The sequence below is a fragment of the Variovorax sp. J22R115 genome (assembly GCF_030317005.1).
Classification (GTDB): Bacteria; Pseudomonadota; Gammaproteobacteria; order Burkholderiales; family Burkholderiaceae_C; genus Variovorax.
Map to the genome: position 1 here is coordinate 37,466 of NZ_JASZYM010000020.1, position 20,662 is coordinate 58,127.

Annotated in this window: 17 protein-coding genes and 1 pseudogene; 12 read left to right on the forward strand and 6 right to left on the reverse strand. The window is 62.3% G+C overall.

The annotated features are described in order from the left end of the window. Window positions 1–90: 90 nt before the first annotated feature. The 3 genes from QTI04_RS28790 to QTI04_RS28800 are packed head-to-tail and all read left to right on the forward strand — an operon-like array spanning window position 91 to window position 1,798. Window positions 91–372 carry a hypothetical protein gene (locus QTI04_RS28790; protein WP_286618626.1) on the forward strand — a complete coding sequence of 94 codons (282 nt, stop codon included), beginning with the start codon at window positions 91–93 and terminating at the stop codon, window positions 370–372. Window positions 373–374: 2 nt separating this feature from the next. Next, window positions 375–1,586 (forward strand): hypothetical protein, encoded by a 1,212-nt coding sequence (locus tag QTI04_RS28795; protein ID WP_286618627.1) that lies wholly within the window; start codon window positions 375–377, stop codon window positions 1,584–1,586. Window positions 1,587–1,597: 11 nt separating this feature from the next. Next, window positions 1,598–1,798 carry a hypothetical protein gene (locus QTI04_RS28800; RefSeq protein ID WP_286618628.1) on the forward strand — a complete coding sequence of 67 codons (201 nt, stop codon included), beginning with the start codon at window positions 1,598–1,600 and terminating at the stop codon, window positions 1,796–1,798. A gap of 127 nt (window positions 1,799–1,925) precedes the next feature. Here the strand turns inward: QTI04_RS28800 and QTI04_RS28805 are convergent, their stop codons facing one another. After that, window positions 1,926–3,332: a hypothetical protein gene (locus tag QTI04_RS28805; RefSeq protein ID WP_286618629.1), complete on the reverse strand. Its 1,407-nt coding sequence runs from the start codon at window positions 3,330–3,332 to the stop codon at window positions 1,926–1,928. Between the two features lie 410 nt (window positions 3,333–3,742). Here QTI04_RS28805 and QTI04_RS28810 point away from each other — a divergent pair, with 410 nt between their 5' ends. From QTI04_RS28810 to QTI04_RS28830, 5 genes are all read left to right on the forward strand, one after another. After that, complete coding sequence (locus QTI04_RS28810; RefSeq protein WP_286618630.1) at window positions 3,743–5,188, forward strand: hypothetical protein; 1,446 nt, start codon at window positions 3,743–3,745, stop codon at window positions 5,186–5,188. A gap of 67 nt (window positions 5,189–5,255) precedes the next feature. Beyond that, window positions 5,256–6,344, forward strand: a complete 1,089-nt coding sequence (locus QTI04_RS28815) for an alpha-xenorhabdolysin family binary toxin subunit A (protein ID WP_286618632.1) — start codon at window positions 5,256–5,258, stop codon at window positions 6,342–6,344. A gap of 4 nt (window positions 6,345–6,348) precedes the next feature. After that, on the forward strand, window positions 6,349–11,082 hold the full coding sequence (locus QTI04_RS28820; protein ID WP_286618633.1) for a hypothetical protein: 4,734 nt from the start codon (window positions 6,349–6,351) through the stop codon (window positions 11,080–11,082). An 82-nt stretch (window positions 11,083–11,164) separates the two neighbouring features. Next, window positions 11,165–11,320, forward strand: coding sequence for a hypothetical protein (locus QTI04_RS28825; RefSeq protein ID WP_286618634.1), 156 nt, complete (start codon window positions 11,165–11,167; stop codon window positions 11,318–11,320). Between the two features lie 10 nt (window positions 11,321–11,330). Beyond that, the gene (locus tag QTI04_RS28830; RefSeq protein ID WP_286618635.1) at window positions 11,331–11,558 is read left to right on the forward strand and encodes a hypothetical protein; all 228 of its coding nucleotides are present in this window, start codon (window positions 11,331–11,333) and stop codon (window positions 11,556–11,558) included. A gap of 198 nt (window positions 11,559–11,756) precedes the next feature. Here QTI04_RS28830 and QTI04_RS28835 read toward each other — a convergent pair. Then, window positions 11,757–11,882: pseudogene (locus tag QTI04_RS28835) on the reverse strand (DDE-type integrase/transposase/recombinase); the annotation flags it as partial. A gap of 894 nt (window positions 11,883–12,776) precedes the next feature. Beyond that, entirely contained in the window at window positions 12,777–14,075 is a 1,299-nt protein-coding gene (locus QTI04_RS28840) for a hypothetical protein (protein WP_286618636.1), read from the reverse strand. A gap of 165 nt (window positions 14,076–14,240) precedes the next feature. Between QTI04_RS28840 and QTI04_RS28845 the strand changes: the two genes are divergently transcribed. The 4 genes from QTI04_RS28845 to QTI04_RS28860 all read left to right on the forward strand — a co-directional run bounded on the left by QTI04_RS28845 (window position 14,241) and on the right by QTI04_RS28860 (window position 17,863). Next, window positions 14,241–14,672 carry a hypothetical protein gene (locus QTI04_RS28845; protein ID WP_286618637.1) on the forward strand — a complete coding sequence of 144 codons (432 nt, stop codon included), beginning with the start codon at window positions 14,241–14,243 and terminating at the stop codon, window positions 14,670–14,672. 248 nt (window positions 14,673–14,920) lie between these two features. After that, entirely contained in the window at window positions 14,921–15,670 is a 750-nt protein-coding gene (locus QTI04_RS28850; protein ID WP_286618639.1) for a response regulator transcription factor, read from the forward strand. Window positions 15,671–15,893: 223 nt separating this feature from the next. Beyond that, window positions 15,894–17,510 carry an ATP-binding protein gene (locus tag QTI04_RS28855; RefSeq protein WP_286618641.1) on the forward strand — a complete coding sequence of 539 codons (1,617 nt, stop codon included), beginning with the start codon at window positions 15,894–15,896 and terminating at the stop codon, window positions 17,508–17,510. Between the two features lie 158 nt (window positions 17,511–17,668). After that, a complete protein-coding gene (locus tag QTI04_RS28860; RefSeq protein WP_286618642.1) occupies window positions 17,669–17,863 on the forward strand; it encodes a hypothetical protein in 195 nt (64 codons plus the stop codon). 30 nt (window positions 17,864–17,893) lie between these two features. Here the strand turns inward: QTI04_RS28860 and QTI04_RS28865 are convergent, their stop codons facing one another. The 3 genes from QTI04_RS28865 to QTI04_RS28875 form a co-directional block, all read right to left on the reverse strand. Next, window positions 17,894–18,844 (reverse strand): hypothetical protein, encoded by a 951-nt coding sequence (locus QTI04_RS28865; protein WP_286618643.1) that lies wholly within the window; start codon window positions 18,842–18,844, stop codon window positions 17,894–17,896. 163 nt (window positions 18,845–19,007) lie between these two features. After that, window positions 19,008–19,805 carry a hypothetical protein gene (locus QTI04_RS28870; protein WP_286618645.1) on the reverse strand — a complete coding sequence of 266 codons (798 nt, stop codon included), beginning with the start codon at window positions 19,803–19,805 and terminating at the stop codon, window positions 19,008–19,010. A gap of 214 nt (window positions 19,806–20,019) precedes the next feature. Beyond that, entirely contained in the window at window positions 20,020–20,355 is a 336-nt protein-coding gene (locus QTI04_RS28875) for a hypothetical protein (RefSeq protein ID WP_286618646.1), read from the reverse strand. Window positions 20,356–20,662: the final 307 nt, after the last annotated feature.

A 20,662-nucleotide genomic window follows, 5' to 3' on the forward strand; every position in this document is an offset into this window, starting at 1 on the left:
TTGAGGACGCGTTCGAACCGCCGCTCTTGACACGCGGCGGGCGCACGCGCATAACTGTGCTGCCCTTTTACAGGCGCATGGAGGCAATGCATGGCCACTCGGAAGAAGGCGACGACTACGTCGCGGACAGCAACCGAGTCTGCCGGCAAGCCCGTGCAGACCGGCACTGCAAAGGCTGCTGCCAAGCGCGCCGCCGTCCGCATGCCGAGCCTGGAGGACCTCGACTTGCGCGACCGGCTGAAGGCCGGGCCGCGCCGTCCTGCCGGCCCGCCGCTGTCTGGCGACACACCCACGCAGGCCGCGATGGAGGCACTGCGCACGGAAGTGCTGCCGCCGACGACGGATCCCAAGAAGCCCAGGGGAGGGAAGTGATCATGGCCCTGACCATTCTGCAGAACATAGGGCTAACGGATCCTCAATCCAGCGAGGTCACGTCGAACATTAACGAGCCGACCGCGGCGACCAACGACCGGCAGTTGTTCATGACCGGCAACTGGTTCGCGAGCCGCTCTAGCGACGGTGGCGCCAACTGGACCCTGGTCGATCCCTTCACATCCTTCCCGGCCAGCGCAGGCGGTTTCTGCTGCGATCAGGTGGTGCTGTTCAACCCGAAGTTCCGCATCTGGATCTGGCTGCTGCAGTACTCCTCCGCGGCGAACGGCGAGAACATCTTCCGGGTGTCGGTTTCCCGCGAGGCCACTTTCGGCAACTGGTACTACTGGGACTTCGCCCCGCGCAACCTGAACGCCACGTGGACCGCAAACTGGTTCGACTACCCGGACATGGCGTTCACGTCGGAGCAGTTGTTCATCACCTTCAACATGTTCAAGGGCAACGACTGGCAGCGCGCAGTGGTCTTCCGCATGCCGCTGACAACGTTGGCGTCGGCGGGCACGCTGAGCTACCGCTGGTGGCAGACCACAAGCAACGGTTCGCTGCGGCTGAGCCGCGGCGCCGCCAGCACGATGTACATGGCCAGCCACAACAGTGTGAACCAGATCCGCGTGCTGCAATGGGCCGACTCTGCGGCCACGGTCACCACCACCGATGTCAACGTGCGACCGTGGCTGGGTGGAGCGTACTCGGCGCCGGGCCCTGGCGGCTCCAACTGGCTGGGCCGGTGCGACTCGCGCATCACGGGGGCATGCGTGGGCGGTGACGTGTTGACCTTCATGTGGTCGGCCAACCGTGACGGCAGCCACCCCTTGCCCTACATCCGCGTCGTACGGCTGCGGGAGACGACAAAGGCCCTTGTGGCCGAGCCCGACCTATGGAGCCAGAGCTCCGCTTGGGCATACCCAGCCGCGGCGAGCAATGCGCAGGGGGTCGTGGGCCTGAGCGCGTTCTATGGCGGCGGCACCAGGCATCCATGGCATGTGGTGGGCACGCTGTCGGCCGCCAACAACTGGAGCACCGCCGTGTCGGCCACCAGCACGCACAGCCCGCCCAGCGGGGCCTGGGGCGACTACGTCTCCTGCGTGCCGCATCAACCCGCCAGCGCGCAGTGGGTGGCCTCCGGCTACACGCTGCGGGGCGGGACGGACCGCCGCAACATTGAGCCGCGCTACGTCCGATTCCGCGCCTAGAAAGCACCGACATGTACACACTGATTACCCGCCTTCCGCTCAAGGAACTGCTGCTTCGTCAGGCCCCAACGTTGCTTGCCGCATTGGTCATCGCGGAGATGTTCTACAAATGGCACAGCTTCCTGCTGGAGACCGGCGGCTTTCTGCTGACCTGGTTCGTGCTGGATGCAGCCAGCACGCTGGTAGCGGCCGCGTTCCGTGGCCGCTCGTAGCCGAACGTCTGCCCGAGGCGATGACAAGATCGCGCCCTTCTCTTTCAGCACAGATTGGATGGAGTCAGGCACTTCACGAGGCGTGTATTGACGCGGCGACGCACTGGATGATTTCGTTCGGGCGGCCTTACGGCTTGACCAATGGATCGGGCGAAGTGTGCAGCGCCCTGACCTCTTCGTCGCTGTGCGGATTCACCCACGTCTCCCACGTGCCCTTGGTGTCATGGCCGGTGCTTCTGTTCTGGGACCAGTCGTAGCGCGCATCGCACGACGGACGCGCTGCGCTTCCATAGACCAGCGCGCCGTTGAGCCGCTGCAAGTCGCTCTTGTGGTACGTCATCGCGTCCAGAAAGAGGTCGCGTGCCACGGAGTTCTGTGCTGTCGACTTCTGCACCAACATGAGGTCGAGCCTCGCAAGCGCCGCGCCGTGCTTCTCGCTGACCCACGATGGCTGATTCGTCATGGCGGCCACGCCGTTCCTAAGGCATTGATGCATGAACGCCGAGTATCTGGAATTGCAATGCCTGATCGCGTCGTCGATGCTCATCTTGTCGACGTGGTACGAGGGGTTGTGCGACTCACTGCTGTAGTAGGGTGACCATGATTCGCCTCGGCCCAGATGCGTCGACGATGCATCCACGCCATTGGCCATCATGAACGAACTGCACGACATGCACGAAGCAAGCTTGAAAGTGTCGACGCCAATGGACATCTCGAATGCCGTTCCCTGACCGATCCTCACGGTCTCGTAGATGCAGCGGATCATTCCGTGGGTGTAGCCCACGATGTCGGTGTCCCCGTCAGGTGGCACAGGCACGCCTCCTGACTGCGGATAGAAGCGCATGCCCTGCTGCGCCAGGATGGTCTGCAATGCCACGCCGCCGATCAGGCCCCACGTCGCGCTGTCCTTGTCACGTGGATACTGGGCGGCGCGCACATCGGCATCGGCCGGTGGCCGCCAGCGCTCGCCGATGTCGGGCGTGTTTTCATTGAGCGTAGTGCGGATGGTGCTCATGGCGGTGACGGCATTGCCTTCGTCGTCCACGACCAGCCCGCAGTAAGCGCCTCGTCCGATGTACATCTCATCCGCACGCTGCCCATCCTTCGCCGCGCGTTGCGCGGCAGTGAGGTAGCTGAAGGCCGTCTTGGCGTACGCCGGATTCACCTTGGCGTACTCGCTCCGGGCACCTCCTCCTGCCTGGATCATGCCGCCCCTGTCGAAGGTCGGCGTCAGCCCCCACACCACGCCTCCTTCATCCTTTGCCAGCTGCGTTCGCACGAGTTGATTGACCTTCGAGCACGCGTCGTTGAGCCCCTGCATGGACGCACGATCGTCCGCAGTGCGCGCGTCAAGGTTCTTGTCGATGTCTGAGTTGGGCTCCATGTCGACACGCCATGCGCGGCCGCCCTCTCGGTCGTTCTGGAAGAGCGTTGCGCCGACGAAGGCCGCGGTAAAGATGACATCGGCTTCGCGCTCGACGTCGACACTCATGTCGCCAGTCCCCAGGATTGACTTGCCGATATTCCAGGCCATGGCAGTTACCTCGTTCCTTGAGAACAAATGCGTTGAGAGACATGCAGAACGAGCGCGAATGCTCGCACTAATTCACATGAATTCATAGCTCGTGATGACGATGAGCACACGAGTGTGCTTGCATCAAATGCCTTAACTTTTCGAGCGCGTCAATCCACCATTCGGCGAGGAGCTGAGGCCCTTTGTATTAGTTAATTTTGCAAGAAAAAATTTTCCAAAAAGTCTCTCGACGCTCATCAAACGTTCTGCCACACTCCGCGCTCTCTTCCCGATCAAGCAAGAAAAACAAGACGGGTTCGAGGTGGTTCCCCGTCGTTTCACGACAAGCCTGCACGTCTCCGAAACCGTCATCACGCACGGTGGCGGAAGCGGCCGACGTTATTTGGCAAGCTCACTTGAGGGCGCGCAACATGACGAATGGTTCCGGCAACGCATCGATGCCTGCAAAGGATCCCGATGCACTGAAGATGAAGTTCGCGAGTGCATTGCGGCCGCGCTTCATCGACGCGCTGCACGTCATGCCAGCGCATGTGTTCGAGACGTCGAACACCATGACGATGGGCGCCGCGGGCGGGGTCGGGGAGATCGCCATGATGGCAGGCCCCGAGCACGCGGCCGAGGTCATGCCTTCGTCACCCTTTGTGCTGAGCCTTTCGGAGTGGATCGATCTGCAGGTCGGCATGGCCAACCTCGATCGCATTGCACTCACGATGAGGAACATCGGTGGCGAACTTCTCGGTCCTGCTGAAGAGGCCGAGCGGCTCGCGAGGATGTGGCGTGAGACGGCCTTTCCGGCGCTGCGCGCCGTCGCTGGCGACATCCGCAACTACGGGCAGCGCATTGCCGACGAGACGCCGCGCGCGACGAACCGCGACCAACTCACGGCCCTGTTCCGCACGCTGACGGCAGCCGCCGGTGCCGCGCAAAAGCGCGTCGACGTGGTCTACGGCCACGTGGTGCAAATCGAGAACGGATGCGCGCAACTGCGAGGCCAGGTCAACCTATTGCACAGGGCGTACCTGTCGCGCGCCGAGAACGCGTCGTCCGAAACCAAGCTCCTGCGCACGGAACTCGAAGACCTCACGAAGAACCTGCCGGGGCGCCAGGAGAAGTATCACCACTACGTGACCGTGGCGTCGACTACCGTCACCTATGGATGGATTCCCTTCTTCGGCTGGATCGCCGGCGGAGCCGTCGCGGGCACCTATGGCCGGGCGGCCGTGGTCGAGAAGGAAGCCATCGACAAGGACGTCGGCCGCATCGCCGAGATCACGAAGAACCTGTCGAAGCAGGAACACCAGATCGCCATCCTCATGCGCGCCACGCAAGGGTCGGCCAACATGGGCGGCTCTTTCGGCCGCGTGCTGCCCGTGCTCCAGCACACCAAAGGCATATGGGACGCCATCAACAGCGATCTTGCGTTCTTGTTCGAACGGCTCGAAGCCACAGGCGACGCCACCGAGTTCGCGGCGCAGCTCAAGATCGAACTGCAAATCGTGGCCGATGGCTGGCGCGACGTGGCCAACCATGCCGCCGACTACCTCAAGCACGCCGAAGTGGCCGCGGCGCCGGACCCGACGCCCTTTGGCAACTTCCGAACGCAGACGCGATACGGCAACAAGACCTTCGATGAGAACCATGTCCTGACCATCGACTTGCTCGGCGTCGCCGTGAACGGCGTGCCGGTGAAGTCGCCCATCTTCGAGGGCCGCCGCGTGCATTGGGGATGGCAGACCGATGCAACGCGTCAGGACAAGCCCGAGACCGCCGACATCCGGTTCACCGCCGACACCTTCGAGGGCGAGTGCAACTTTCCCATGGAAGGGCGCATCGGCTGGATCGGCGCACGAATCTGACAAGCGACCGCCTCGATGCCGCGTCATCTCGACGTGGTGCGGCGGTCCCAGCACCAGGAGCAGAGCAATGGACGAAAAGCTTCTCAGTCCCGGCGAACTTGCCGCCGTCAAGGGTTCCCCTTTCCTGCTGAGCACGGCGGAGTGGCTGCGCGTGCAACGCTACGTCACGAATGCCATGGCCCTGCCAGCCACCGAGCCCCTCATGCGGACGGCGCTGCAGATGCCCGACTCCATGAAGATCGACGAGTTCAAGCCCCTGCTCGAGGGATACAAGACCGTCGTTCCGCACGTTACCAAATGGAAGACGACAACGTTCCCGGCCACGGTCAGCCTGGCAGGCGACATCGTGAAGTACAACTCGATGGCAAAGGGCTACTACAACGCGCTCAAGGAGCCCATCAACGCGCTGCTGAAGGACCCCAAGGATGAGGCAGCCAAACGCGGCCTCAGCGGGGCGATCAAGCTCCTCTCACAGGCCGCCGCGGATCGCGCCGGCAAGGCCAAGAAGGTCTATGCCGACATCCAGGAGTTCTCGCTCCAGACAGCGACCGACGCCGTCCTGATCGGCGACCTGAACACGACATACCAGAAGAAGTTCGGCGCCAACAGCGAGTGGGGCAAGAAGCTGGCGAAAGACCTGAGCGACACGCGCGACCTTATTGAAGCGGCGATCACGGAGTACGAGTACGACAAGGCCGTGGCCTGTGCAACGCCGTCTTACGCGTGGATCATCGTGCCACCGATCGGCCTCATCGCCGCGATCATCGTTGCAGGCATCTACGGCGACAAGGCGGTCAAGGCCAAGGCGCGGCTCGAAGAGCTTCGCAAGGATCTGAAAAAGGCAAAGGAGGACGAATTGCTCTCCCTGTCGCTCACCTGCATGCTGAGCGTTGCACGCGACAGCCTCGCCAACATCCAGCGCGACATCCAGGCCGCGCTGCCCGTCATCCAGAAGATCCAGGGCGTGTGGCACGCCATCCATACCGACCTCGAAAGCCTTGTCGAGCTCATCACTGAAAACATCGACGACGCCATCATGGAGATCAAGAAGATCGGCATCGACATCGCGCTGGAGCAGTGGTCGGAGTTGGCGGTCAAGGCCGAGGCGTATCGCGCGAATGCCTACATCGAGGTGGATCCCGGAAAGGAGGGCTGAGTTCATGGAGACGGCCGCAGCACCCCTGGCGGGCAATGCCTCTGCCGATTTGCAGGCCCTTTTCGACCGGGCCCGAACGTCCTCCGCATGGCGGGAGATGCTCGACAGGGGACGCCGCGCGGACATCCGCGACGTCCGCGCAGAGACGCGGTCCGCCACGCAATGGACGATCAGGGACCTTGTGATCGACCTCGACGCAGATCTCATCGGCAAACTCGACGAAGCGCCGGTCAAGCCACGCGTGATGGCGCTCTATGCCGACGTCGTTCGCGTGCCCAAGGGACTGGCGGTGACGCTGGAAGGCCGCGCGCTCATCATCGCGGCGCGCCGCATCGAGATCGACGGCAACGCGACGGTGGTCCTGGACTATCGAAAGAGCAAGACGGCCAGCCTGCTGCTCTACGCCGGCGAGATCACGGGCGCGCTCACCGCCATGCCGGTCGTCGACAAGACCGTTCCGCGCAAGATGCCCATCGCCGCCAGGGCGGACGCAGCGGGCGTGTGGCTGCACGCCTCGGAGGGCACGCCCGCGCTCGAAGAGCGTCCCACTCTGCCGAACGAATGGGCGGAGTCACCGTCGCCCGCGTGGCGCGTGGCTGCATCGACCTTCCAGATGGCCGCGGTGCTGATGGCGACTCAGCCGGACGTTGCGTCGAGCATGCTGCGGCACATCGTCCGCTGCGCTGGGTTGGTGCCTGCGAAGGCCGCTTACACCGCGGAGTGGCAAGAGCTCGGGCGCGCGAGCACACGGCTGCTGGCCACCGGCACGTCAGGCGCAAAGACGTGGGCCGTCGATTACGGCCGTTTGCTGTTTCGCGGCACCCCGGCCTTCGAGCGCAAGCGCAAGGCCGATGAACTCGAACGCATCGAGGCATCGAAGACGGCGGCCATTCCCTACGAACTGGTGAAGGCCACGGCGCCCGCACCCGAGGCAGAGCACCCGCGCTACATTCGCCACGGCGCACAGCCCCTCGGGCTCGGCGAGCTCAACGGCGTGGAGCAGCCCCTGCGCAGCGTCACGCTCACCGGCGCCGATATCGTTCTCGACGACGACCTGGACCGCAGCCAGTTCGTGAAGACCTACGCCGGCAAGACGGACATCCAGGAACTGAACATTCACGCGGACACGCTGGTGATCAAGAGCGGCCTGCGCTTCCCGCAGACCGACGTGACGATTTACTGCCGCGCCCTGTACTTCGAAGGGCCTGATGCGTTCATCGACACCACGCCCGCCGACAGCGGCCGCCGCGAGCCGCTGGAGATCGATGGAAAGAACGGCGCCACCGGCGGCAGCATCACGCTGCATATCGGTCGCTTCGGCACCACGGAGGCCAAGGCGCGCCACCTCCGCGCGCGTGGTGGCACGGGTCAGGAGCCCGACGACGGTGGCTTCACACCTTCGTCGACAGTGAGATACCTGCCAACGATCGTCGAGGCCGACTGGGCGGAGCTGTTCACCTACACCAACCGCAAGGTCGACACAGGCACTGTGTCAACGCCCTTGTGGGACACCTTCAAGGACGACAAGATCGTCTACGTCGAACTCAAGATCGGCGGCAAGGTCATCGCCACCAAGGGCGAGAAGTCCGAGCCCGGCATGGGCGGTGCCGGCAATCTGCCGGGGCGCCCCGGCATGGGCGGCACGGGCGGCACGGTGCGCAGCACGCTGGGCGAGGTGTTCGCCTACGCCGATGTGAGCGGCGGCGATTCGGCCAAGGCGCGCGGCCCGTCCAAAGGCGGTGCTGGTGGCTTGCCGACCGCCGCGTGCTGGCTCTTCTTCGAGGACGAACTAGAAGGCGGCATCCGCGTCCTGACGTCGAAGCGCGAGATCAAGAAGGCCGTGAAAGGGCCGGACAGCGCGCCGGGGCCCGAAGCCTTCGAACCCCAGGGCGGAAACGGCGCCTGTGAGCTGCTCGCGGCCGAGGCCGCGCAGGACTCGTGGCGAACGGCGCTCAACCTCGGCGTCGCCGTGCAGGTCGCTCGCGACGCACTCGCCAGCGCCAATCCCGCACAGGCACGGGAGTATCTGGTGCCCTACCTGCAAGACCCGGACGCCGTCATCGACTCCGACAAGGACGCCACTGCCGTTTCCCTGTCGCAGTTGACACGTCACGCCGTCGACCTTGCCGGGCAGGCGCTGCGCAACGTGGACGACTTCGGCAACCCGCCCGGCTGGGTGCCGATGCTCTCCCTCGAAAGCAATGTGGACGCGTACCTGAAAATCATCCGGCCCTCGATGGCGGAGCTGTACACCGCCTACTGCCTGCAGCGGGCATGGAAGACCAAAGCCGACCGCCAATCGACGCTCGAGAACTTCAGCCGCGTGCTCACCGACCAGACCGAGGAAACCCGAAAGAAGCTGACCGACACGCGCGCGAGCATCGCCCCGTTGATGGGGCAGCTGAAGGAACTGCTCGGCGACATGGAAAAGACTCATGTTCGACTGAACGAAGTCAAGCGCAAGCTCGAGCAGAGAGAAGACCGGCTGTTCGCCAGCGAGGAGGGCATGCGCATCCTCGCCGAAACCTTCAAGATCCTCGGTGCAGTGATCAAGGCCATCCCGTTGCCCGAGCCTTACCAGGCGGCCACCGCCGGTCTGGGCATGATCTTCGACACCGCCGGCAACCTGATCGACAAAGAGGACACCGCCTTCACGGCCCTCAACAAGGATCTGGAGACCTTCTCGAAGGACAACGCCGACTCCCTCGCCGCCCTTGCCAACAAGAACCTTGAAACCGCCATCGAACGCAGCGGCAAGGACATCAAGGCCTTGCAGGAAACCGCGAGCGAGACCAAGAAGGAGAACCAGGCGCTCACCGATGCACATGACGAAAAGATGGCGGCCCACAAGGAGATGATGGAGAAGGAAACCGCAATCTACGAGATGGCGAAGGAAGCGCTCCTGTACGGCCGAACGGACGACAAGGAAAAGCTGGTCAAGGAAGCCGCCGGACTGACGGCGGATTTCCAGCAATTCGAGAAGGATCAGAAGGCCAAGCTGAACAAGGAGTCTGGGGAATACAACGACAAGAAGAAGTTGATGGACAAGCAGGATGGCGCCATCAAGGCCAAGGAAAAGAAGCTTGCCACCCAGAAGGAAGAACTCACGAAGAAGAAGGCGGCCAGCCAGAAGTCGATCAAGGACGGCATCAAGAAAATGCAGGGTGTCGTCGGCGGCATCGAGAGCATCCGAAAGTCGATCGATCGGCTCAGCGTGCCCAAAGCGCAGCTCAACACCGAGTGGGACAAGGCGCTGGCGAAGCTGAAAGTCGAAGACCCCGAGTTCCAGGCCATCACCAGCCAGCTCGCCTACCTGAACGTGAAGAAGGCTGAGATCACGGCCAAGCTGTCGCGACTGCAGACCGACCTCACCGAACAGAAGAACGAGATCTCGACCAACCTGGTGACGGTGCATGAACTGAGCATGCAGATCGCCCATGCCCACGAGGCACTCGCGCCGCAGGTTGCCGTCTATGCCCAGGCACTGGGCCAGGACGCTCACCGCGACTTGCAGCAGTTTCTCTACTACGTCGTCAAAGCCTACGAGTACCAGCGCGTTGCGCCTTGGAACACCCCTTATCACGATGCGCAGAAGCTGTTCGATGACATGCGCAATGTGCTCGAGCCCAGCGATTTCAAGTACACCTTCGTCGACGAAACGGACGGCGAGAAGCGACGCGAAGAACTCAAGAAACTGCTCGCCGAGCCTGCGCCCAACCGCGATGGCAAGCTCACGCCGGACGAGTTCAACCTGCTGCGTGTCGTGTACGAGAAGCCGCTGCGCGACATGGGCAAGCAGTTGCTGCGCCAACTGGAGGCCGGCGGCACCTCCCGGGAATCGACGTCCGGTATCACGCTGCGCACGGCGCAGTTGCAAGAGCTGAACGACAAGATGGCGCGGCGCGAGCCCGCCGTCACAGCCTTTGATCTGGTTCGCCTTCGCCAGCTCATTCTCAACAAGGAGCGCCAGCGCATCGCCGACATCAGGGTCACCAAGGTCCGGTGCCGGCCACACCAGCCCGGCGGGCACATGCCGGACTCAGTGAACTTCAGGTTCACGCGGCAAGGCAAGTCGCTGGTACGCGCCGACGGCCGAATCTACGCCTTCGAGCCGGAAGGCGGTGGCGATCGCTCGTCGGCGGTGAGCTTCGAGACCTTCGGCGGAAAGAGCGGCAAGGCGGGTTGGCGTGTCGACGACGGGGTTGGCGTGCTCGAGGGCGCGGCCCTCTGGCCGCCGAGCCCGCCCACGCAGGAAAGCCTGCTGGCGCAACTGTTGGCGGGTGACAGTGACAAGGACCCGAACACATCCAATCTGGTCAAGCTGTCCGACTTCCGTCCGGGTGTGTTTTCCGACTTCGTGCTGAACGTGACGGTGACGCCGCCCGAAGCGCGGATCGCGCTCGAAGAGGTCGAACTGCTCGTCACCACCGAGGGTACCAACGCGCCCGATGACCAGTGGATCGCATGCGTGAGCGCCAACGTGCCGAAGATGATTCCGCTTTCGACCAACAAGGCGGACCTCGCGGGTCATGCCGGAGGGCTCGGCCAGTACGTGGGCGTGTTCAAGCGCACCGATGCACCCGTCGAACTCAGCGTGCCTGCCAGCTTTGGCGAACTCACGCACTGCGGCTGGCTCATCGATGGCGAGCAGGACAAGCGCGGGCCGACCATTTCGCTCAAACAGAGTTCCTATGTCGTGGCCCTCTACGAAGCAGGGCAGGACAAGCCGGTCTCCTGATACTTCACAGGAGACTCTTCCGCACCGGCCTCGACGCGGGTGCATACATCGACGAGGAGCTACCGTGGAATAGAGAATCAAGATGCAAGACAAGGACCGGAACTACAAGACCTCCACAGCGTTCATGGCAATGGCAGGCTTCTTTCCGGACCCGGATGACCGTTTGCTGCTACGTGACCGCGTCGCGCAAGCGAATGCAGTCAGTTGCGCCGCCAACATTTCAACCCTCAATCGATAAGGACACGATCATGGCTTTATACATGGTTCAAAAGATGAGTTCAGGCGTACTCCCGGCAATCACCTATTACCGCAAGCAGAGTGGGCCGCATCCGAGTCACGAAGAATCGGGAGCCTTCACTACCGATGCCACCAATGCGTATGCCAATACGAACACCATCGCGGTGGCGCTCGTCGAAGCCGGGACCTACAAATCGGGGCAAGGGGTGCCGACGGGTGGCACCACGGAGCTAATCTAGTCCATCCGGGCGACAGTCATTGAGTCCTCGCAGTCGTGTCTGAGGGCTGATTGACACCCGGGCCAACAGCGGCGTTGGACGTCACAGGGAGTGGTGCAAGTCTTTTCAGCCGAGCGCCCTCGGCGGGTGCGTGCGCCGGTCAGGCCGAAGGCGCCGCGTTCCAAATCGCGGGCGCGGCTTGGCGCCGAAGATTGAACTGCCCTTGCGGATTCGATGCAGCAACTCCACCCCGGCAAGCGTCACCGCGGCGCGCTCGAAGACCTTGAAGCCGAGCATGGGCTCGATGCGTGACTTCACGACTTGATGGTCTTGCTCGATCATGTTGATCCACCAAAGGACTCCTCTTCCAAATGGAGACCGACAGCATCCTTCATTTTGCTGATGCGGACGGGCAGTCGTGGGGGCATAAGCATCGCACATGATTGGAGGTGCCCCTTGTCCGTTGCATCGATGCGATTTCTCGTATTCGCACTCGCCCTGATTTGCGCGGGCTGCGTCTCTTTCAATCAAACCGAGGCGGAGGTCGCCGTGCGTCCGCCGGGCGCCAGAACGATCAAGTTTCTGGTCGACGTGCAGCCTCAGGCTCATCGGCACCTGGACTACGCTAGGTTGAGCTTCGTGTCCTACGAAATGACAGATGGCGGCGTCGCAGCTGAGGCGAAGGTAGCCAGCATCAAGGAGGTATGTCCGGACCCGGAGACCGAACTCAGGAATTCCAGGTGGGAGCGCTGGCCCAACTTCCCCTCTCCGGCTGTGATGCGGAAAATCGTCGATTCGCACCTTCGCGTCGAAGTGTGGCAAAGGACCGATCCGCCGGAGGTCGTCGTGACGTTTGGCGGAACGGTTTTCGAGAATCGCAATGACTGGATGGCCAACTTCCGCTGGTTCATTCCATTTCACGAAGACCAGTACACCAACGTCGTGAAGGACTTGATTCCCGACTTCGTGTCGCAGTTCAACATTCGCGTCGGCCGGAGCGGCGGCATCGGCAAGACCCCCACCCTGGTTGCGACGGGCCACTCATTGGGCGGCGGACTTGCCCAGCAATTTGCATACGCGCTCGACCGAAAAGGTGTCGTGCCGCCAGTTTCTGTGGTGTATGCCTTTCACCCTTCTCCGGTCACGGGCTACTTCTCCGTCCGAGAAGATCTCAGGGGGTCCAACGCAATAGGACTGACCATCGAGCGCATCTATGAACGCTCTGAGATCCTTGCATTGCTACGCTCCTTGCAGAGTGTCTTCTTCAAGCCTTCCGAAGTCGATCCGGAGATGACCGGCTACCGCTACAGCGTCGTGGATTCGGCCGGGCCGATCAGAAACCATTCTTTGGGGGTATTCACCTGCAACTTGGCGCGAAAGGCCGTTGTGGCACTGAAGTGAGTGCGACTGCTGCGAAGTCGGCAAGCGCTTGAGAGTTGTTGTTGCCAAGCATTTGCCATCGCTGCGATTCGAGGCATGTTCGATTCTCTCGACAACGATCCATTTCATGCCGCAATCGGTATAGCGCCCAGGCGTCGACCGCCGCGAACGCTTACTCGAGTTACTCGCATGAGAATCGTCCAAGGCAATCCTAAAGGCCTGGGAACCGCGCCGATCGAACAGCGACACCGTCAAGAAGTCCGAGGAGACATCGAGGATCGCGTAGTTCTGGCATCGGCCGATCGCCTTGGATTTGACGATGGCCGCTCCGGAACAGACGATCTCGTAGAGCTTGGTGCCAGAGGACGGCGGCAAGAAGGCATTCTCGTGGATGTCGCCGGTGAGATAGATGGCCTTTCGATCCCCGAGGATGTCCATGAAGCGCCGGTAGTCACGCCGATAGGCTACCCATCCGTTGCCTTTGGCGCGCATCGGCGTTCCTCCGCAGATCAATGTGAGGCCGGTGCAGCCTGCGAGTTCGCTTTCGAGAAACTGGAACTGGGTCTCGCTGAGCAAGGCCTGCTCATCGCCCTCCTCTTCGCGGTACCACCGCGTGTCGAGGAAGATGGCCTTCCCGATCTTGATGCCGCCATCCCACAGGGGAACCGCGTAGTCGATCCCATCCCCTACCTGCGGCAGGTCGAGTTGCCAGCGTTCTGCAAAAACCCGGCGCGAAATGGACTTCTTTGCCATGGACACATCGACGCCGTTGGCGTTGTTCCAAGCAAAATCTTGGTCATCCCAGGTCGCGTAGACGCCTCCGTCCTGGTCTTGGTGCGATCGCAACTGCGCGAAGAGCGCGCTGCACCCGGGATCTTCCCATTGCGTCAGATACTTTCGGCGCATGACCTGTTCGAGTTTCTCCTCGCTCCAGGTCTCGGGTTCACCCAGATGCGGCCAGAAATCCATGTAGATCTGGTCTCCAAGGAGAAAGAGATAGTCGGGTGCGTGGTCAGCGAGCTGGCCCCAGACGACTTGGGGGTTGACCTTGTGGTTCTCCGCACCACGCATGACGTCATCGCGATCTTCATGACCTCTTCCTTTTCCCGGACTTGGCAGCGAGCGTGTGGCTTCGAGAGGAGCGCTGGGGCTGGGCATGTTAGTGCGCGGTTGCGCTCGAGGTGCATCCCCAAACATGAGGAGGCATTGCATCCGCCGACCCCATGAACGCTGGATGCGGTCGCATCGATCCCTGCCTACGCTTGGGCTGTCATTCGAGGCAATGGGTGCTTCGAGGACATCAACAAACCTTAGGAGATGGTCATGAACAAAGCACTGATGATGGCGGCACTGATGACGGTTGCAGTACGCGCGATGGCCGACTATTCGTACGCCGACGACAATGCAGCGAATCGCTCTGCGGTAGTAGTCACCGCCGAGCGCGCGACGGTCGTGGCTGAACTCGTGCGCGCGACCGCGAGCGGCGACCTCTACGGTTTGCACGGCGCGCCATTCAAGCGCCTGTCCCCTCGCTTCTACCCGGCCGACCCGCCGGTGTACGGAAAGACAAGGGCGCAGGCGCAGGCCGATCTTGCGCAAGCCATGCTGATGGGCGACATGCTCGCGGCCAACGAGACCGGCTTGACGATGAATCAACTTGCTCCCGCGGTCTACGCGAACGCGAGGCAATCGCCGGTGCGCGTGCTTGCGGCGGCATCGAGCGAGTCCGGCGACTTCCCTCAGACGGGGGATTGAGCGAATGCGAGGATCTGGTCTCTGCATCCTTCTCTGTGCAAACGGGCGCCGGTCGATCTTGGCCGGCGCCAGTCCGATTCTTCATATCACTCGCCAATGCGATTTGTCACGATAGCGCGGTCTCGAAATTAGGTGGCGTCGCTACCCGAGCATCGCTACGATGCGCAGACCCTCAATGGCACGCACAGGGCTTTTCGCTTGCGGGGTACCGATTTCCGGATCATGGTTCACTTCAGGACGCATCATCCATGGCCAGCACGCTGATCGCCATCGTTGAAGACGATTCGCAGACTCGCGAGAGAATCGCGCGCCTGATCGATGCGGATTCGGACCTGCAACTGGTGCTGGCGGCCGCGACGGCTCATGAGGCGATCGACTATCTGGCCGTCCAGCCGCTCGATGTGCTGCTCGTGGACCTCGGGCTGCCCGACCTTCCTGGCCTGGAGGTCATCCTGCAGTGCCGCCGCATTCAGCCCGCGTGTGCGGTAATGGTGCTGTCCATCTTCGGCGATGAACTCCATATGCTGCAGGCCTTCGAGGCCGGCGCCAACGGTTATCTGCTCAAGGACGGCAGCGAAGATGTTCTGGCCATGCACATCCGTGAACTTCGCGCCGGGGGCTCGCCGCTCTCGCCGATCATCGCCAGGCAACTTCTGAGGCGCTGGCAATCTGATCAGACCCCCTCCATCCCGAGCGTTGCGCCCAATGCCGCAATGAGCCGCTCGGTGCCCAAGCCCCGCGATGGTGCCCCCCCAAGGCCGGAAAGTCGCACTGATGCGATGCTCCGACCCTCGAGCCTGGGCGAGAGACTGTCTCCCAAGGAGTACGACGTCCTCGACCTGGTGTCGCGTGGCTTCACCTACCAAGAGGTTGCAGATCGCACGCACATCGCGGTCTCGACGGTGCAAACCCATATTCGCAACATCTACGGGAAGCTGGATGTGCACAACAAATCCGAAGCGATCTTCGAGGCTCGCCAGTTGGGCCTGCTGCCCTAGTCGAGCGGGCCGATGGGCGGCCGCCCTGGCACTGTGGCTGGTCGCGTCCGCGATGGCCGGCCAGGCGTTCGAGCCCGTCTCGCTACGGTCGGCTCGTGCGCAACTGCAGCCAGCGGGTGCTGAGGCGGTGACGCGAGAAGTGTCGCTTCCCTTTCGATGGGACGCAGCCTACCCCGGTCGGGATGGGCGAGCGATCTATTTCCTCACCCTGCCGGCGCTTCCAATGGTCGAAGGCGAGCGCCCGCCCCTCGCCCTGCTGCTCGAGAACTCCGGCAACCAGATGGATGTCTACGTCGACGGATTCCTTGTCGCACGACTTGGCGAGCTGAGCAACCCGCATCTCGACGCCTCCAAGGCGTTTCATCTGGTGTCGTTGCCGGCGGCGGCGCGTCCGGGCCAAGTTCCCCACGATTTGCGTCTGGTCGCCACCATGCAGCGCCAGCGTGGCGGTGGGCTTGGTCCCGTTCGGTTCGGGTATGCCGCGGATCTCGCCGAGGTCCAGCGGTCTCACCAACGATGGCGGGGGACGGCGGCGGCTTTCTATGCCGCCGGCCTGCTTCTGATGGGAGGCCTCTCCGCCGGACTCTGGCTGCGCCAGCGCGACGAACTGTATGGCTGCTTCAGCCTGGCGGCCTTGTCGGGCGCCGTCAGAAACCTCGACCGCGCCTGGATCGACGTCCCGGTGCCGTGGCCGCTGTGGGGCGCCATTGTCGCGGTGAGCTATGCCGTCCACATCGCGCTGATCGTTCGGTTCGTCTTCCTGGTGCTGGAGTTGAGACCCCGTTGGCTGATCGCAACGCTCTATGCATGTCTCGCCGGGGCGGTCTTGTTGGCGTGCATCTCGTTCGCGAGGGGACAACCCGCACTGTGGACGTCCGCGTTGCTGCTGTTGCAGCTGGTCAGCATGGCCTGTGTTCCCGTCGTCGTCCAGGAAGCACTCAGAAAGAAAACCGTTGTCGCCTGGGCCTTGCTGCTTGCCGGTACCCTGGCAGTTGCTGCCGGCGCCCATGACCTCCTCTTGATCCGCATGGGTCTCGCAGGCGGCGCAACCTTTGCACTGACGCCGACGGCGATGTTCCTTTTCGTCGTGATCCTCGGCGCGCTGGTCGTGGATCGCTATAGCCGGACGGTGCGTGACTACCGCCAGCTCAATGCCACGCTCAAGGACCAAGTGGCCGAACGCGAGACCCAACTTCGCGGCGCCTTCGAGTTGCTTCGCCAGCAGCAGGAGGAGCAAGCGGTGTTACTGGAACGCCAGAGAATGATGCGGGAAATTCACGACGGGGTCGGCTCGCAACTGGTGGGTCTGCTCAACGTCGTGAGCAAGACCGTGCCTGACCGAGCAGAACTGCATGACCATGTGCAGATGGCCCTCGACGAAATGAGGATGGCCGTCGACTCACTGCAGCCTGACCACGACGACCTCGCCACGGTGCTCGCCACCTTGCGATATCGACTGCAGGGACGCCTGGATGCGGCAGGCATCGCGCTCCGCTGGGACGTCGACGGCCTGCCGAGCGTGGCGGTCACGGCCGAGGAGGCACTGCAGGTACAGCGGATCCTTCAGGAGGCCTTCGCCAATGTGCTCAAGCATGCAGCGGCACGCCAGATCGTCGTGTCGGCCGGCGTTGACCCGACGGATCTGGGGCGTGTGCGAATCGAGATCACCGACGACGGATCCGGATTCAGTGACCATGGATCGATCGGCCGCGGCCATGGCGTCGCGAACATGCGTTGGCGGGCTTCCCGCGTTGGGGGTGAACTCAAGATTCACTCGGCCCCTCAGCGGGGCACCCATCTCGTCTTCTCGTTGCCAACGAGGCGGCCAGGTTCCCGCTAGTCTAGAAAGCGTTCATGTCGATGCCATCAACCTGGGCAGAGTGATCGAAGTCACATCGGCCCTGTGCACTGCGTACTCCGCCAAACAGAAGCGGACGCCTAACATCGTGGTCACTGACATCGCGCACCCGGCGCGATTCACTCCACCGGAGCATGGCCATGAAACTCTCTTCGCGCTGCCTGTTTGGGTTGACGAGTGCACTTTCGCTGGTGGCGATGGCCGTCTCGCTGCTGCATCCGAACCCCGCAGTCGCGGCTGACCGTGTCTACCTGAGCAACCCTGATATCCAGGCCGCCGTGATCGGCAAGGGGATGCTATCGAAGAACCTGCCGAGCGGCGCGATGTCGCATTGAAACGCTCGAGGCTCCCGCTTGCGGACCCGCTCAGATTTGCCTCCAGGCCTCCAGAGGCGCCGATTCATCCCCAAAAAGCTTCAAGGCATACGCCACCCCGCGGTCGTTGGTTTCGAACGTCACCCACCATCGCGTGCCGAGGAGATAGAACTCGCTTCCTGACTTAGGAACCAATCGCAGACGGGCTTCGCTGGAAAAATACAACGCGTTGTCGAGCGCGAACACACAAAACTGCGCGTTAGATTCGGCGCTGTGGTAATTCCCGACGAGCATCTCGACTTTCCCGGGAAGATCGGACGGAAAGTTCATCGGCGGCAAGGCGAGGAAGTCTGTGATCGCGTCGTAATAGCGTCTCCAATCGCCAAGACTGTTATCGATGGACAGCTTGCGCATGCGCAACTTCTCGAAAATGGCATCCCTGACCTGCCGGGTTGCCGCAATTGCCTCGATGACGTCCGGATATCCGGAGATGCCGTGCGCACGCCCAAAGGGGCTCTGCTTGTAGATGTTCACTAAGTAGTCGGCATAGGCGGCGCTGCGTTCCGACAAGATTCTGTTCAGAGCGGCATCGACGTCCTCTTGGTAGAGAAGAATCATCGCCGGATCTAGCGACGCAACGAGGCTCTCGACCTCCGAGATATGATTTATCGCGTCCTCGAAGCCCAGATTCAGTAGCAGAAAATGGTCGATCACGGTTTGGAAGAAGCCGCCCTCGAGAATGACGACTTCTTTCGTTCGAGAAATGGATTCGGCCAGCACTTTCCAGCGCGAAAGCACACTGCGGCGGATGTCGACCTGCTGGCCGCGCGAGAGTTCACAATCGTAGTTCGGGGCGTGCCCGGCGGGGTAGATGGGGTGATGAGAATCATGCTCGAAGTACCACTGCGTCGTGCGGCCCAACTTCCTTAGATGCAAGCCAAGCTGATGAGCGGTGGACGATTTTCCAGAGCCCACGATGCCCTCGATGAAGATGATGCTCATGGGCTCCTCATTTCTCCAGATCCTCGGCCGCCAACTGAATAGGCTCCTCGTACTCCGCGTCACTGAGTGGAATATCAAACGAGTCTTCAGCGGCCGACCTGTGGTTCCGTTCTAGAACGCCGCCCTACTGTCGCATGAGGTTCGATGCCTTGCCTTGCGGCGGTCATGACCCGGTACAGCCACCGGGTGCTGTCCTGGCCGGTGTCGAACCAAGCCGCGGCCGATCTGTCAGCGCCTCGGCGGGATGGAGGGCGATTTTCTGCGCGAGCAGCTTCAGGCGGTCGACGTGGGGAATTCCCTTCCACTTGAGTACGCTGTCGAGGCCGCGGCCGCCCACGTGGACGATTCGGACCACGGTTGGGCGGTGGGTCAGCAGTCGGTGCCGCTCGATCGCCTCGAATGCAGTGTCAGCCTTTTCGCCGCAGAGCACAATGAAGCGGTGCGACTTCAGGGTGGAGGCGAGTCTCTGGAGATTGTCGGGACGCAGGATCTCTTCCTTGGTCGCCTCGATGCGCGGGTGTTCCAGCCTCCTCCACAGTGGTTCGGGCCAGGCGTTGGCAATCGTGACGCGCCCGCGGTGGAGCGACGCCGGCTCGATGCCACACGCGCTGAGAAGCGGGCTCTCTTTGGCCTCCTTCCTGAGCGCGTCGAGCAGTTGCGCCAGGTTGTAGCCGGTGGTGCCGGTGGTCGGGCGGCCGTGCCTGGCCTCCTCCTTACCGGGGCAAGAGAGGACAAACGCCACCTGACTGTCGCTCGGATGCTCGAGGTCGGGTGTGGAGACCGGGAGATTGCGCCCTCGCCTGAAACCAAGTCGCTGGAGCTGCAAATTCGTGAGCTCCTTATGCGGTGGCCAGTGCGCAGGACGCACGGCGGCCAACGCGGGGCTTGCCGGCGTTCCCGTCGGCGGAGCGTTACAGACCTCGGGTTGATGAAAATAGTCGAGCGCTTCGGGTTGCAGCATCACGAATTTGCGGCTTGGGAGGTCGAATTGTGCCGGGGGATCGACACATACGGAGGTCGGTCGAAAGGCCTAGACCGCTTCGGGCCGCCCAGTCACGCAGCGCGTCTCCGCGACTGTCTCGTCAGACAAGCGGCTCACGCCACCACGGAGGCCAGCGGGGGGACGTCACTCTCAGCTGCTTAATCTGACTTCTGTTGGACGAACTCACTCAGGGTCAGGTGGCGATGCCTTGCTCGTATGTTCTTATGACCTTAGCGCCCGAAGGCAATTCCCAGGATTGGCCCGGTTCAATGACCTTGGTATCAAATGGAGCGATCGTTGCAGGGGTCCCCTTCCCCTCCGCCGCCGCAGCGTTCATGGCGACAACATCGGTCGGGTGCGCTCCATAGATCATCATGTCGTGAGGCAACTTGTACTGAATGACCAACTGAGATTGCTTTGCCATATAGGTCGTCACTTGGGTCTCCTTCTGTGAGGCGTCATTGATAAGAACGACAGCGTCGCATTCCGAAGCTTCGGCGATCGCTCCGATGACGTCGGACCGCGCCATTCTGACTCTGCTCGTCTATCGCCATCTTGTTCCAGGCGCAAGCCTTTCGCACCACCAACTGTTGGGATGACCAGGACGACCAGCGATCGGCGAGGGTTCAATTGCGCCCTCCTGCCAGTCCGAACTCAAGGTACCTGACTTTTGCATTCATCAACATCCTCCACATTGGGGTTGCCATGACAGCGCTCACCCAACATCGTGCAGGGTGACATCGGGTCGATTGAGTGAGGGATACGGCGAACCACATTCGCCGACGGCAGGAAGCGCGCCGCCCACAGGGAGTGTCTCAGTCGATCGCAGGCGTCAA

Bases quoted from the DNA above. Each gene is read 5' to 3' on its own strand.
- QTI04_RS28790 (WP_286618626.1), top strand. From the start codon at position 91: ATGGCCACTCGGAAGAAGGCGACGACTACGTCGCGGACAGCAACCGAG.
- QTI04_RS28795 (WP_286618627.1), top strand. From the start codon at position 375: ATGGCCCTGACCATTCTGCAGAACATAGGGCTAACGGATCCTCAATCC.
- QTI04_RS28800 (WP_286618628.1), top strand. From the start codon at position 1,598: ATGTACACACTGATTACCCGCCTTCCGCTCAAGGAACTGCTGCTTCGT.
- QTI04_RS28805 (WP_286618629.1), bottom strand. From the start codon at position 3,332: ATGGCCTGGAATATCGGCAAGTCAATCCTGGGGACTGGCGACATGAGT.
- QTI04_RS28810 (WP_286618630.1), top strand. From the start codon at position 3,743: ATGACGAATGGTTCCGGCAACGCATCGATGCCTGCAAAGGATCCCGAT.
- QTI04_RS28815 (WP_286618632.1), top strand. From the start codon at position 5,256: ATGGACGAAAAGCTTCTCAGTCCCGGCGAACTTGCCGCCGTCAAGGGT.
- QTI04_RS28820 (WP_286618633.1), top strand. From the start codon at position 6,349: ATGGAGACGGCCGCAGCACCCCTGGCGGGCAATGCCTCTGCCGATTTG.
- QTI04_RS28825 (WP_286618634.1), top strand. From the start codon at position 11,165: ATGCAAGACAAGGACCGGAACTACAAGACCTCCACAGCGTTCATGGCA.
- QTI04_RS28830 (WP_286618635.1), top strand. From the start codon at position 11,331: ATGGCTTTATACATGGTTCAAAAGATGAGTTCAGGCGTACTCCCGGCA.
- QTI04_RS28840 (WP_286618636.1), bottom strand. From the start codon at position 14,075: ATGCCCAGCCCCAGCGCTCCTCTCGAAGCCACACGCTCGCTGCCAAGT.
- QTI04_RS28845 (WP_286618637.1), top strand. From the start codon at position 14,241: ATGAACAAAGCACTGATGATGGCGGCACTGATGACGGTTGCAGTACGC.
- QTI04_RS28850 (WP_286618639.1), top strand. From the start codon at position 14,921: ATGGCCAGCACGCTGATCGCCATCGTTGAAGACGATTCGCAGACTCGC.
- QTI04_RS28855 (WP_286618641.1), top strand. From the start codon at position 15,894: ATGGTCGAAGGCGAGCGCCCGCCCCTCGCCCTGCTGCTCGAGAACTCC.
- QTI04_RS28860 (WP_286618642.1), top strand. From the start codon at position 17,669: ATGAAACTCTCTTCGCGCTGCCTGTTTGGGTTGACGAGTGCACTTTCG.
- QTI04_RS28865 (WP_286618643.1), bottom strand. From the start codon at position 18,844: ATGAGCATCATCTTCATCGAGGGCATCGTGGGCTCTGGAAAATCGTCC.
- QTI04_RS28870 (WP_286618645.1), bottom strand. From the start codon at position 19,805: ATGCTGCAACCCGAAGCGCTCGACTATTTTCATCAACCCGAGGTCTGT.
- QTI04_RS28875 (WP_286618646.1), bottom strand. From the start codon at position 20,355: ATGGCGCGGTCCGACGTCATCGGAGCGATCGCCGAAGCTTCGGAATGC.